Annotated in this window: 13 protein-coding genes, 2 tRNA genes and 1 other annotated feature; of the genes, 11 read left to right on the forward strand and 4 right to left on the reverse strand. The window is 47.7% G+C overall.

Annotated elements, in window-relative coordinates; all coding sequences use genetic code 11:
* Nucleotides 1–27: 27 nt before the first annotated feature.
* Entirely contained in the window at nt 28–357 is a 330-nt protein-coding gene (locus I2D94_RS08355) for a hypothetical protein (protein WP_072682901.1), read from the forward strand.
* 2 nt (nt 358–359) lie between these two features.
* Nucleotides 360–638, forward strand: coding sequence for a hypothetical protein (locus I2D94_RS08360; RefSeq protein ID WP_072682900.1), 279 nt, complete (start codon nt 360–362; stop codon nt 636–638).
* Nucleotides 639–663: 25 nt separating this feature from the next.
* On the opposite strand, the gene I2D94_RS08365 is transcribed toward I2D94_RS08360, so the two are convergent.
* The 3 genes from I2D94_RS08365 to I2D94_RS08375 form a co-directional block, all read right to left on the reverse strand.
* Nucleotides 664–1,761, reverse strand: coding sequence for a site-specific integrase (locus I2D94_RS08365; RefSeq protein ID WP_195396294.1), 1,098 nt, complete (start codon nt 1,759–1,761; stop codon nt 664–666).
* Between the two features lie 130 nt (nt 1,762–1,891).
* Nucleotides 1,892–1,965: transfer RNA gene (locus I2D94_RS08370), tRNA-Gly, on the reverse strand.
* Between the two features lie 8 nt (nt 1,966–1,973).
* Nucleotides 1,974–2,047 (reverse strand) — tRNA-Gly (locus I2D94_RS08375).
* A gap of 306 nt (nt 2,048–2,353) precedes the next feature.
* Between I2D94_RS08375 and I2D94_RS08380 the strand changes: the two genes are divergently transcribed.
* The 8 genes from I2D94_RS08380 to I2D94_RS08415 all read left to right on the forward strand — a co-directional run bounded on the left by I2D94_RS08380 (nt 2,354) and on the right by I2D94_RS08415 (nt 10,408).
* Complete coding sequence (locus I2D94_RS08380; RefSeq protein ID WP_072682898.1) at nt 2,354–2,533, forward strand: hypothetical protein; 180 nt, start codon at nt 2,354–2,356, stop codon at nt 2,531–2,533.
* 61 nt (nt 2,534–2,594) lie between these two features.
* Nucleotides 2,595–2,996, forward strand: a complete 402-nt coding sequence (locus I2D94_RS08385) for a DUF5411 family protein (RefSeq protein ID WP_072682897.1) — start codon at nt 2,595–2,597, stop codon at nt 2,994–2,996.
* Entirely contained in the window at nt 2,993–3,793 is an 801-nt protein-coding gene (locus tag I2D94_RS08390) for an RcpC/CpaB family pilus assembly protein (RefSeq protein ID WP_195396296.1), read from the forward strand. The genes I2D94_RS08385 and I2D94_RS08390 overlap by 4 nt, the downstream gene beginning before the upstream one ends.
* On the forward strand, nt 3,786–4,841 hold the full coding sequence (locus I2D94_RS08395; protein WP_195396298.1) for a CpaF/VirB11 family protein: 1,056 nt from the start codon (nt 3,786–3,788) through the stop codon (nt 4,839–4,841). Before I2D94_RS08390 ends, I2D94_RS08395 begins: the two co-directional genes overlap by 8 nt.
* A complete protein-coding gene (locus I2D94_RS08400) occupies nt 4,829–5,710 on the forward strand; it encodes a type II secretion system F family protein (protein WP_195396299.1) in 882 nt (293 codons plus the stop codon). Before I2D94_RS08395 ends, I2D94_RS08400 begins: the two co-directional genes overlap by 13 nt.
* Nucleotides 5,711–5,720: 10 nt before the next feature.
* A complete protein-coding gene (locus tag I2D94_RS08405) occupies nt 5,721–6,488 on the forward strand; it encodes a hypothetical protein (protein ID WP_195396301.1) in 768 nt (255 codons plus the stop codon).
* 18 nt (nt 6,489–6,506) lie between these two features.
* Nucleotides 6,507–6,851, forward strand: a complete 345-nt coding sequence (locus I2D94_RS08410) for a hypothetical protein (protein WP_072682892.1) — start codon at nt 6,507–6,509, stop codon at nt 6,849–6,851.
* Between the two features lie 20 nt (nt 6,852–6,871).
* Nucleotides 6,872–10,408, forward strand: a complete 3,537-nt coding sequence (locus tag I2D94_RS08415; RefSeq protein WP_195396303.1) for a hypothetical protein — start codon at nt 6,872–6,874, stop codon at nt 10,406–10,408.
* A gap of 53 nt (nt 10,409–10,461) precedes the next feature.
* Here the strand turns inward: I2D94_RS08415 and I2D94_RS08420 are convergent, their stop codons facing one another.
* Nucleotides 10,462–11,058, reverse strand: a complete 597-nt coding sequence (locus tag I2D94_RS08420) for a hypothetical protein (protein WP_195396305.1) — start codon at nt 11,056–11,058, stop codon at nt 10,462–10,464.
* 554 nt (nt 11,059–11,612) lie between these two features.
* Nucleotides 11,613–11,820, forward strand: a binding site (T-box leader).
* Between the two features lie 116 nt (nt 11,821–11,936).
* Here I2D94_RS08420 and I2D94_RS08425 point away from each other — a divergent pair.
* A complete protein-coding gene (locus I2D94_RS08425) occupies nt 11,937–13,583 on the forward strand; it encodes a peptide ABC transporter substrate-binding protein (protein WP_195396307.1) in 1,647 nt (548 codons plus the stop codon).
* Nucleotides 13,584–13,599: the final 16 nt, after the last annotated feature.

Raw genomic sequence — 13,599 nt, forward strand, 5'->3', positions numbered from 1 at the left:
TCCATATATAAGAAGGAGGGCTATATTATGCCAAATACTCAAACATTACTCTACATGTGCTTAATCGCACTCATCGTCGGCGTGTTTGCGTCGCTGCTGATCCAGAAGATCAAGGAAGCGATCGCGCCGACAAAATCAAAGCTGGTTTTGACCAGCTGGATGCTCAATGTCGGATTTGCTTTTGCTTGGTGTTACGTGCTTTGCGATATGACACCGATGACCATCTGGGATATCGTTTATATTGTCCTTGTTGGCCATGTGGGCTTTATTGGTGCTGATGTATTTTATAAAGCGGTAGAAGGTAAGTGGTCTTATTTTAAACCGCTGAGCCAAATCAATCATAAAGACGAGGATTAACTATGGATGGATCGACAACGATTGCGATCAGCCTGATGGTCAGCCTTGTCGGCTGCTTTGTAGGCTTGGCTGGGTGGTTATCGGGCCGCGAGAAAAAGATCAGCGGAGATGCAGAATGGAGGGGTGAGATAAACGCTAAACTGGACATAATCACCGGAGTGAAAACTGACGTCAGTGAACTGCAAGATGAGGTTAACGATCTGGGCAAAAAAGTCGTGATTATAGAGCAATCAACAAAATCAGCTCATCACAGATTGGATGAGCATTTGCAACAAAAATAAAGCAAAGAGGACTTTCCTATAACGGTTAGTCCTCTTTTTTATTATTTTGATCAATCACTGCGATTAACTCATCTTGGGTATTTGTAAATAGGTGAGCGTAAGTGCTGGTTAATGTATCAACGGTATCGCCGAGATATTTTGCTACAGCAAGGATATTGCATCCGCTATTAATAAGATAGGATGCGCAGCTGTGCCGAAATCCATGTATGGTGATTCTTGTTTTAACTCCGGATTTGATAATGTACTTATCAAGATTTTTCTGGATGTAATTTCTTTTCAAAGGAACGTCATTCCCAAAGACAAAGAATTTCTCATTAAATCCGTTTAGAATTCTCGCTTCTTCGTACCTTCGTTTCATCATATTATAAATGACTTCTGGCATTTTAAGAGTACGAATGCTGTTTTTTGTTTTTGGAGAGGTAATAACATCCTCGCCAAGCTTCACGCTGATCTGCTGGTTAATTCGCAGCGTACGTTCTTCAAAGTTAACTTTTTCCCAGGTAATGCCAAGCGCTTCTCCGCGCCGCAATCCTGTCCAATACAAGAATTCATAGAAATCTTTAAGAGTAGCGTTATTGACGACGGTTAAGAATTGCTTTAAATCGTTTGGAGTCCAGAATTTTATTTCCTCTTTAACTTCATCTAACCTTTTAATTCTTTCTATGTCATCCATAACATTATAAGAAACCAGGTGTTCTTTTTTTGCATAGGTCAGGACCTTCTTGATACAGAAATAGATTTTATCTATATAATTGATGGAATAGCCTTTTTCATCTAGTGATAAAAAATATCTTTCTAGTTTAATCCGGTTTAATCCTATTATTTTTTCATCTCCAATATCTGTGTTTATTTTTTTAAATACAGTTTCATCATCAATGATAGAGCTTGTCTTCTTTTTACCTCTTTTACTTTTTAAATACATTTCAGTGAGCGCACTGAACGTTATTTGAGATTTTGCAACGGCAACGCCTAACCTCCCTTGATCCTTTAAATTTCTCTCAAACTCTTCGGCAGACGCCTTTGTTTTGAATCCTTTTCGTCGATAGTCTTTATATGTTCCATCAGGCATTTTATATTTTCCGCGAGCTTCCCAGTTACTTTTCCCAATGTTCTTTACAGCCATAAATTCACCCCCCTGATTCTATAATACACAACGATCTTCGTTTAATCAAACAGTCAAATTTTCGTCTTTTTTTCGTCTTTTTATGTATGAACATTAAAAAAGCCCTTTAAATTAAGGGCTTAAATCGTAATGGAGCAGATGAGCGGAATTGAACCGCCGTGTCGACCTTGGCAAGGTCGCGTTCTACCATTGAACTACATCTGCACAACTTGTGGAGCGGGTGAGGAGAATCGAACTCCCGTAGCAACCTTGGGAAGGTTGTGTTCTGCCATTGAACTACACCCGCGCATTCTGATTTCCAAGTGCTCATTTATTATAGCATAATTTGAAAAAAATGAAGTCCTGAATTTAAAAAAAATAAAAAAAATTTTGCCGCGGTCTGGCAGAACAGATCAATGCAGAAATGTGAATTAATCCTTGTTTATCACATTGTGAAGGCAAAAAACATAAAAAAAGGCAGATTTATGAAAATAAACAGAGATTTTCATAAAAATTCTAAAAAAAACGGAAAAAAGTAAAAATATTTTGATTTTTCGCGGGGCTTTTTTAAAAATACCGCAATATTACTAATGTAAGCGAAAGGAGAGTGTTTATGAAAGAGATATTTCAAGAATACGGAGGATTAATCATCGCGGTAATTCTGGTCGGCCTGTTGATAGCTTACATCACAATGGCCGACACTGGATTCGCGGCGCAGCTGACCAGCGGCATCAGTAAGACCGTCGGGAACTTGCTGGATTTAGGGCAGCACTACACACCGTCGGTATCGTAACCGACAGAAGGAAAGCGGCCGCGCTTTCCTTTCTTTTCATCAATGTGAAGGAGGAATATGAATGAGTCAATCCGTCAAGATTTACGGCCTGATTTTCCTGGCCTGTATCTGTCTGTTATTGTTTCTGGATTTTGATCGCAAGCTGATTATGGAAGATTCGCTGTTTGAGAGTGTGCGGACGACGCAGTTATCCGTGATGGACGAAGCGCTGAACCGCGGAGACCTGATCGTAAACAACCGTTTGTCAGTGAATAAAAACCGGGTGATGAGGTTGTGGAATGCAAAGATCGCGCAGAATCACAGCACGCTGTCGCAGCTGGAAGTCCGCTTTGTCGATATTCATGAAGATCCGGCCGCGATTGCCGTGGCGGTGCGGGAATCGGGGAAAGCAGCGATGAGCGCACAGATGGATTCGCAATATGACAACGTGGTGATCGTTGAAAGAAACGAGGAGACAGAATGAAAAAAATAAAGCTTTCCCCTTCTTTTCTTCAGCGCTACCGGCTGCTTTTAACGCTGATTCTGACGTTGGCGGTGGGCTTATGCGGTTATAAAGTGTATGAAACGACCGTACAGGCGGCCATTGATCCGATTCTGGTTCCCGTAGCGGCGCGATATCTGAAATCCGGCACGGTGATTCAACGGGAGGATATTCAGATGATCGAGGTTCCGCGGCCGGTAGTGCTGGAAGGCGTTGAAAAAGATCCGGAACAATTAATCGGTCAGGCAGTCGACACCTATAATTCGGTTGCGGAAGGCGCCTTGTTCTATGAAGAACTGTTGATAGCGAAAGATGAGCTTCATGATGTGTCGGCGTTTCCGCTGCTGGAGAATGAAGCGGCGGTGACGATCGACGCGGACATCAAGACATCTTACGCCAATTCCATCCTGCCGGGACATCAGATTGATCTTTATTTTCAGGGCTACGCGACACAGGCAGACGAATCGGAAAAACGCGTGCTGTATGGGCAGCTGGTATCGCAGGCGCGGGTGATCGCGGTTCGCGACAGTACGGGTAAGAATATCGACGCCCAGTCGGATAAGGCCACCAGCGTCATCGTTGTCGCCCTCTCGTACGAAGACGCAGATCTGGTCCAGCGGGCAAAGTTTTTCGGCACGGTGCTGCCGATGGTAACCTATGGATCGCTGAATCCGGAAAGTCAGGCTGAGGATTTCTATGACATTGCGAAAATGCGTGAACTGCTTTATCAGAAAACGATTGACGTCAGTCTGGTCAAAGAGGTGAGGGAGGATGAATGATGCGCGGATCTTTGACAAAATTGACTTCGGTGTGCTCAGCGATCTTCTAATTCAGGAAGATATCCGCGATATCAACTGTCTGAATCACAACGAAATCTGGGTGACTTCCAATCATCATGGGCATTACCGTCTGAGGGACCGATCGATTCAGGAAACGGAGATCAACCGCATTGCCAACCAGGTTGCCAATAAGATGGAAAAAGAATTCAACCCCGGCAGCCCCTGTCTGGAAGGCGATATTCATGACGCCGATCTCGATTTGCGCGTCAGCGCGATTCATGAGGAACTTTCGGTCAGCGGCGTGACGTTGGCGCTGCGAAAGGTATCCCGCGCCAGTATTCTGAGCGAGGACTATTTAGTGGAAAGCGGCTTTATCACCCGTTCGGCATTGCAGTTTCTGATCCGCTGTATCCGCTATCGGTGCAACATCATTTTTGTCGGTGAAACCGGCAGCGGCAAAACTGAATTCTTAAAATTTCTGGCGACCTATATTCCCGTCGATCAGAGAATTGTGACGATTGAAGATTCGCTGGAATTCAATATTAAGGAAATTCATCCTGAAGCTTCATGCAGCGCGTTCCGGGTGCGTCCGGGCTTTGATTATTCAGCGATCATCGCGATGGCGCTGCGTCAGAACGTCAACTGGATTCTGCTTCAGGAAGCCCGCGGAAAAGAAGTCGACGATTTGCTGGACGCGATGTCGACCGGACATACCGTGCTGACAACGATGCATACCCGCGGAGCGGATACCGTTACCACCCGCATCAAGCAGATGATGAAAAACGACGCAGAGTCGATGAGCTCGCTTGAAATGCGCGTGTATTCCCTGGTCGATCTGGTCGTTCATCTGAAAAAGGAAACGGGTAAGGACGGAATTGTCCGCAGCGTCGACGAAATCATCGAATATCTCTATGACCCAAAAACCCGGCAATGTACCCAGCATGTTCTCTACCGGGCCCGCACCGGCCGGCTGAACCGCTGTTCACCCGAATTGCAGCGCCGTCTGGGAATGACGGAAAGCAGGGAGAAGAAATCATGCGCGGAATGAAAATTCTGTTTCTGACGCTGGGCTTTTGTTACAGTGCCCTCGCATTCAAACTGGACCGCCATGACTGGCAGGCTGTTTTGGACAGCCGGGTGATGCGGAAGCTGAACGATATTTCCTATTTTGGATTAGTCCGTCGGATTGAAATCCTGGGCGGACATTATCCGGCTGGTCAGTATGCAAGTCAGGCGGCAATTTTAGGAATTCTGTGCGGCTTGCTTTGCTACGCCACGACAGAGCACTGGGTCTATTCGGCGATCATCGCGTCCCTGGCGATCTTCTTTCTGCCTTCATTTTTCTATATGAATCTGAAGCGCTTAGCCCAGGAAAAAGAAGAAAAGGAAATGTTGACGTATGTATCGACCGCGATTCTTTACATCCGGGAAGATAAAAACAGTCTGCGGATTCTGAAAGACTGCGCGGCGTTGGTGGAAGCGCCGTTAAAAAAGGATCTTGAGCTTTGCGTGAGGCAGATCGAAGCCAATTCGGATTTTGCCCAGGCGCTGGATGATTTGGAAAAGAAGTACGAATATTCGCAGGTCCGTAATCTTCATTTATTGTTAAAAGGCAAAAAGATTGAAGGCGGACGCAACGAACAGCTTGTCGATTATCTGTTTGACAACACCGAGGAAAGTGAACTGCTGATCAACGATTACCGGCAGAAGAAAGCTGCCGGACGTTCGGTATTTTACTTTATGATGATTTTGAATCTGCTGGCGGCGCTGGTCATGAAAAAGATGTTTCATTCCTCCATGTATGTCAATCTGGCGACGGAGTCCTTTCGCTTCTGCATTTTTCTGTTTTACCTGCTGAACGCTGCGACGCTGTTTCTGTATGAATTCTGGTGCAGCCGCAACGACAAGCTGGAATAGAGGTGAGTTTATGGGATTGATGTTGGCACTGATGCAGCTGAGTGCCCTGAGCTTGTGGGGCCTGTGGGGCTATCAAGCAGGTCCGTTCGCTGCGGAAACAGCGGCGTTATTAGACCGTTGGATGGAATCCGACTACGCATTTTATTGTGAAAAAACAGGAAAGGGACAACCGCGCGCCCGCATGCTTAAACGGATATTGTACGCGTTTGCCGCCGGATTGTTCATGCTGGCGATCAAGAAAGGCGCGCTGGATACATTTTCACTGATCTGCGCCGTTCTGGCGGCCGCCGCCGTCTACCTTGGCGATCGCCTGCGGTTAAAGATGATCTATATCCAACTGCTGGGACAGGCTAAAAAAGAATTTCCTTACTATTTGAATCATCTGGCGATCCTGATTCAAAACAATCCGGTGCCCAACGCGATTGAAAAATCAATCCGTGAAGCGCCGGCGATCTTTCAGGAAGATCTGCGGGTTTTGGCGCGGGAAATCCATACCCAGGGATCTGATCTGAAGCCCTATTTGAAGTTTGCCCAGCGGTTTTCTCAAATTGACGATATCGGACGGATTATGCGGACGTTGTTCAGTCTGTCGATCACTTCCGAGAATCGTGAGCTGATCTTAACGGCGTTTTCTAAAATCGCGAATGAAAAGATCCAGGGTGCACGCCGCATTGAGCTGCAGCGCCGGATTGAAAAACAGAATATGATTCCTTACGTTCTGTTTCTGTGGCTGGGCTTTGTGATTTTGAATATGATCGCTTCGATCCGGTTTTTCTAAACAAAAAGGAGGAGAAATATGGGTAAGGGCGTGGAAATTTTCGGCGGCTTATTTGTGTTCACATTCTGCGTGTTGTTAATTCCGCAGATGCTGGCTTTTGCCGTCGGCTATAAAACGATCAATGAGCTGACAAGCTCAATGGTGGAAATCATTGAAGTCCACGAGGGTCTTACAGAACCGGCCAAACAGGAAATTGAAGTTTGGAAGCAGCGGGTTCCGGAAGTGACGGTGGAAACGGAAAGACAGCCGCAGAATGAGCGGTGTACCTACAAAGTAACGGGGAAGCTTCAGATTGAAATCGCCCTGATCGGTTTGAAAACCGAGCTGAAGGCGTCAAAAACAACGAAGCGGGTGATCTATTGAAAACGCGGAGATGTTTGTGCTTGCTGATGCTGATCAATCTGGTTTTAAGTATGGCAGCCATCCGGGCGGATTGTACAGTCATGTTATTTTATTCCGTAAAGGATTGGGTCGCCCATCAGGATTTCTGGGACAGCGAATTTACTGCCGATCAACAGATGACGATCAATTCCCAACAAATTACGGCGCAGTTTAACGCGCTGGGGACTTTTTCCTATCCCAAGCGAACAAGCTGGGAAGTGCTGGCCGGATTAAAAACGCTGACTGTCAGCGGAAATGAAAATCCGGACGATCCCAATTTTATCTCAGCCCATTTCGGGCGGCCAATAAAGATCGGCGACTTGCAGCTTGAGGTTCAGGGATGGAACGGCAGGGGCGAAGTCATGGAAAAGACAGTCTGGATCAACGCAGAAATGAACTGGGTTGACGGCCGGGCGGAGCTGACGGCTGGCGAAGAGGTGCTGAGCACGAAAGAGAAGCGGATTGCCTTAAATCTGGAAGACCGTGAGGTAAGCAATCTTTATGTCATGTTTAACGACAGCGGGCCGCAGTGTCACTATGAGTTAAACTATTTTCAGATTCAGGATTACGCCGTGCAGGAACATGTTCGCTGGACGCCGGAAAAAATTGAAAATACAGATATTCGTCAGGTCACGGTTTGTCTGGACGGCGGAACTTTCGAGCCTGATGGTACACAGGGGATATGGAAAAAAGAGAGTGCCGGTATTTTTACCCCGTCGACCTCATTGCTCGCACGGCAGGAAGCGGAAATTCAGAATCAATCTGATTTCTACGACTATGGCCGCGGGGGATCCATTCCAGCCTACGCCAATCCGGAGGTCGTAAAAGGGCTCGACAGCTACTCCAGCCAGATCAGCGGCTGGTATACTGAAGAACAGGGCGGCGGTTTTCGTTACCGCTATTACTCATACGGCTCAAAAGGAAAAGCCTGGCCCTGGATTGAAACCAGTCCTGGCTGGGGCGTTCAGTATGCAGCGAATCCGGTATATTGGGCTCAGCAGGGAAATTTGCCGCATCAGATCTGGTCGAGCGATGACGCCGGCTGGTGTCAGCATACAACCGGCAGCCGCAGCACGCCGTGTTACAAGTATGAAGGACACAGTACCAATGCCCGGCTGAATTCATACGACGTCACCGTCGTTACCTATAAAAATCTGTATGATCCGCAAGAACACTGGATTGCGGATGCCCGGTACACGCTGCTGAATGTTCTTACCCAACAGCGGCAGGATTTGGGAAACGGGGATGGTTCTGCGTTTTTCTATTCGCTGGATCAGTCCGGCCAGTGGCAGATCGAAGCGCAGTTACAGGATGAAGCTGGAAACAGGGCGACTGTGACGTCAAACGTTTTTCTGATTGACAATACCGCGCCATCCGCACACTTGGATCCCCAGGGTGATGAAACGTGGCATAACCAGCCGGTGGCGGTTGAGGTTTCCCCTTATGATGAACATTCCGGCGTAAAACGCTGGCGCTGGGCTTTATCCGTTGACGGCGGTCTGCATTACGGCCGCTGCAGCGAATGGCTGCAGGCGCAGCCAGCGACGCTGACGCTGGGAGAAAATGGTCTGAACAGGATCAAAGTGGAAGTTGAAGACTTTGCGGGCAACCGCAGTGTAACCCTTTCGGATCTGTACAAAATTGATCGCCTGCCGCCCCAGAGTGAGCGCAGCTGGATTGAAGACGAAGCGGGAACGATTCTTGCGGATGGGGATCAGGTATATTCAAACTGGGTTAATGGAACGGCCCGACTTACAGTCCATACCGGTAAAGTCGAAGATCGGCCCGCGGTGTTTAACAGCGGTGTTCAAACGGTACAAGCCGCAACTTCGCAAGGTGAAATTGCATTGACTGAGCAGGACGAAATCTGGTCGGCGCCGTTGGCCAACGACAAAGAAGGACGTCAGACGCTGACGCTGACCGCCTGCGATTATGCGGATAACTGCGCCGGGCTGGCAGAATTGGAATGGCGCGCGGATCTGCACGGCCCTGCGATCAGCTGGACGCTGACGCCGCAGGACTGGACGAATACAGATGTTTTGGTTCAGGTTCAGGCGAAGGATGAGCTGAGCGGAGTGAAGCACCTGAGCGTTCCGCAGAAAACTGGAGATGGGCCTGCCGCTCAGTTTACCGTCAGTGAAAATGGTACTTATTCCGTATCCTCGGAAGATCATGCGGGAAATAGCACGACGGTCGCTATTCCGGTCGGCAATATTGACAAGCAATCCCCATGGGCCTTGTTTGATCCGCCAGAAGCTGAAACCGAGGAAGATAAAATAGCTGTTTTGATTACGCCGCAGGACGATTTGAGCGGTGTTAAGCGCTGGCGTTACCGCCTCACCTATGACGAAGGTCAATCCTATATTAAAACCTCATCCTGGTTTGATCACGATACTCCGCAGACAATCGAACTGACAATGGCGGGAAAATGCAAAATTGTCGTGGAACTCGTCGATCGGGCAGGCAATGAGGGGACCTCCGTTTCCGGTTACTTTCAGCTTAACGAAGGTGACTCGGTGGCCGGCCAGTTGTTTGTTCCCGCAGCGCATCCAGATGAAACTGAATACGCAATGCTGCATGCTCTTTGCGATGGCTGCAATCCCCAAAAGCAGCAGACGGTGACCGTCTGGCTGCAGGATGAGGTGATTTTTGAACAACAGCTGCCGGCGCTGCCGGAACAGACGATCAGAATTCCGTTTACGCTGAACGATGAAACGGCGATCATGCGGGCCCGGGTTGATTATGAACTGGACAAAGACCCGGACGATAATGAACTTCGTGTTAACATCGGCACAATATCCCGTCAGTTTCAACAAACCGGGGAAGAACAGCTTGAGTTTAACGGAGCGGTCATGTTCACCATAAATCAGAAGGAGGAACAGAAGAATTACGCGGAAACGTTGACATTGATCAGTCCTTTGCCCAAGTCAGACTATTTTGCGGGGGAAGGGATCGAAGCGGGGATTCAATATCATTATGTCAATGAATGCGCCGCGGTTGTAAACTGGGCCTGCAAAGCTGATACCACGCTGGTCAATGCGAAAGCAAAGGCAATTTTTGATCAGGGCGCAGAGCCGGTACGCGAAAAATACGCAGTGGGCGCACATTACGAAATTCCGTTTGAAAGACAGGGCGACAGTCTGGTATTGCCGAAGATGTGGGCAAGCCAGTATGAAGGCTGGATCAACGACGAACCCGTTTTCGAGAAGCTGGACGCTGACGATCAGATTCTGGAAGCCGGCCGGCGATGGTATACCGATCCGCTGAAGGACCCAAACGATTTGTTTTATACGCTGCAGGGTGAGAAAATGGCGGTCAATGAATTTTCGTTTAAAATGCTGCGAACCGCGGTTATTGACAGCCGGATGAAAGATCAGTATCGAATTAAATTTGCGAATCCGCAGGATGCACAGACATTTGATACGCCGTTGTGGCGGCCGTATCTCGACTGGTTTGCTCAGCTGGCGGGAAAAACTGCGCTGGCCGCTGCTAATCTGAATGGAGCGGAGGCGGAAAGATCGCTGCCTGAAGAACAATGAAGAATGTACCCGATTTTGAAACAGAACGAATTAAAAGCGAGCCCAGCTCGCTTTTAATAGCGTTTAATAATTTTAATGGTGACGGAACATTTGCGATATGATCCGGTTTCGTCATTACATCCGGTCGGCTGTGTCCGTTCAATACACTCTTTGCGTTTTTGAAAGATAATCGTTCTTGGACGGCAGGTGGAATCACAATCATCCGGGCAGGAATCTCCGCCGTCGCCACAATCACAGTCGTTACCGCAATCACAGTCGTTACCGCAATCGCAGTCATTACCGCAATCGCAGTCATTACCACAATCACAGTCGCAATCGCAATCACAGTCGCAATCACAGTCGCAATCACAGTCACAGTCGCAGTCACAATCATTCCCACCGCCGTTATCATCGTCGCCGCATCCCTTATCACAATCACATCCGCAGCCGCAGCCGCAACCCTGATTTCCGCAGCCGCAGCCCTGATTCCCTCCGCAGTTGCCATTGTCGCATCGGCAGCCATCGTCGCAGTCGTCTTCGCAACAATGATATACGACTTCGTTTTCTGCCTGGATCTGATCTTCCGGCGTATCCCAGCCGTTGTCGTCGAATAGAATCCGCGGCTGTGTTCTTTCCTTTCGCTGATGCACTTTAATGTTGAGTTGTTCCATAGGCTAATCCTCCCTTGTTCAGTATCAGTGTATTCCGGCTTCGACAAGAAGTTCCAAAATAATCTTGAGAACAAAAAGAAGATTCAGAAACTCAGCGGATTTTAAGAGTTCTGCCGTTTAAAGCGGGGAAACACCCTGCCTGGATACCAGTGAAAAATCCGCACGGGGCGCTGAGAAAAAGATACAATCTGATTGCGGTTTTGCATTTAACTGAGCCGCTGGAATAAAATGAAAAGGAGATCTCAATCGTCTTGTCTGAATAAAAGAATGAGGAAACAAGATTACGGAAATGAAATGGTTTTGGAAATTTACAATTTATGAAAAAATATTTCATACTTTTTTCTTCCTGAGCAGGAAAAATCAGGGTAAGAAGTAAAAGCGGAGATGGGATCAGCAATGTTTCAAAATGGTAAAACTCGGAATAAAAAGGCAGAAATCCGTTGTCGTTGATATCTGTCTATTCATTATGAATAAAAATGAAAAAGTTTACAGAAAATGAAAATGTTTTGTTTTTTGCTTGACAACCCGTTCTCTGCGCTGTAAACTGAGGTTAATCAAAATCAATGAACAGAAGAGTAGTCATGAATGTGGCCGAAAGCGAGCGAACGAGGGTGGAAGGTTCGCGGCTAACGCATGATGAAGCGCATCTGGGAGATGGAATTCTGAATAAAATAGGAATTCACGTGTTTCCGCGTTAAGGATTGAGGGGGTTGGCTGTTGAAGCCGGCAACTAGAATGGTACCGCGATCAATCGTTTCTAGACATTTGGAAACGATTTTTTTATGATCACAGATTCAGTCTATTGCGGCAGTTATCAGCATACCCTGCTCCAGCGGAGATCAACTCCGCGGTTAAACCAGAAAAGGAAGGGAAAGTAAATGAAGAAGCTAGGAATTATTCTCTGTGCGGCTATGCTGATGCTGGTCAGCGCATGCTCCAGCGGCAACGGCGGCGGTTCGGCAACGACAAGCACAGGCGCCGATCCGGAGAATCTGAAAGTTGCAATCGGCGGCCAGATTACGACCTTGGACCCAGGTTTGAGTACCGAAACAGTCAACAACTACGTTCTGCGTCATACGACGGCAGGTCTGTTCCGTCAGGATGAGGAAAATAACATCGTCAACGATTTGTGCGACAGTTATACCGTTTCCGACGACGGTCTGACGTACACCTTCAAATTAAAGGAAGGCGTTGTCTGGAGCGACGATCAGCCGCTGTCGTCAAAAGATTTTGAATATGCCATTCTGCGCAATCTGACTTACGGAGCGGAGAATTCATGGGCAGTCTACTACCCGAGCTCTTATTTGAAAGGCGCGGAAGAAATTCTGGCCGACGACACCTTTGATCCTGAAAACGACACAATCGAAGGCATTGAAACGCCGGATGATCAGACGCTGGTTCTGAACTTGAAGAAACCGTGCGCCTGGTTCCCGCAGATGCTGACCAATAACGTGTGGAAGCCGCTGCGCGCTGATTTTGCAACCCAGCATGACTCCTTATGGGCATTGAAACCGGGTTATCCATCTGTCGGCGCTTATGTTTTGAAAGAATGCAATGAAAATGAAAAAGCAATCGTTGTGAAAAACGATAAATACTACGATGCGGATTCCGTAACGATGCCGCAGATCACATTCCTGGTCATGAGCGATACCGACGCGCAGGCGCTGGCGTTCAAGAACAATGAGATTGATATTGCCCTTTCTATCACTCCGACATTGGCAGAAACTTATTCCAATCCGGGCGAAATCTGGAATAAACCAGATGTTTCCAACTACTTCCTGGCGATCAATTCCGGCTCTACCGGTCCGGAAACAATGCAGAATGTCGATGTTCGCCGCGCATTAGCCCTGGCGATTGATAAAGACGCGCTGGTCAGCGCTGTCGGCAGTTCTGAATATTACAAAGTTCTTAACGGCTATATTCCGGAAGGTTTAGCCGGAGCAGAAGGGGATTTCCGTCTGGAAGAAGACGCAAAGGAAAAATATCTGGAATATGATCCGGAAGAAGCGAAAGCCCTGTTAGCCAAAGCTGGTTATGATGAAAGCAATCCGCTGAAGTTAACCTACAAATATTCGCAAACCCAGCTGCATGCCGATGTTGCGCAGATCCTGCAGCAGATGTGGCAGAACGTGGGCATCGATTGCGAACTGACCGTTGTTGAATCCGGCGTCTTCTACGATCAGATTGATAACGGCGACTTTGAGATCTGCCGTTATGGCTACAGCGCGGGCGATGATCCGTCGCAGTATCTGAGCTTGTGGACAACTGGTCAGCAGGTCGTTGCGGCCGTTGACGATCCGACGTATGACAAGATGGTCGATGAAGCGGGCTATCTGGTCGATCACACGGAATACATGAATGCCCTGCATGCCGCTGAGCATTATCTGGTTCAGGAAATGGTTTACGTTATTCCGCTGTTTAACTACAACACTCCGTGTCTGTTAAAAACAAACGTCAAGGGCGTTCAGATGTGGGGATTGAATCCGTATTTTGGCAGCGTAACTGTCGAAGCTGCGGCTGAGTAATCCAAAAAGAAGCGAG

The organism is Holdemania sp. 1001302B_160321_E10 (assembly GCF_015552275.1).
In the GTDB taxonomy this organism is placed as follows: Bacteria; Bacillota_I; Bacilli_A; order Erysipelotrichales; family Erysipelotrichaceae; genus Holdemania.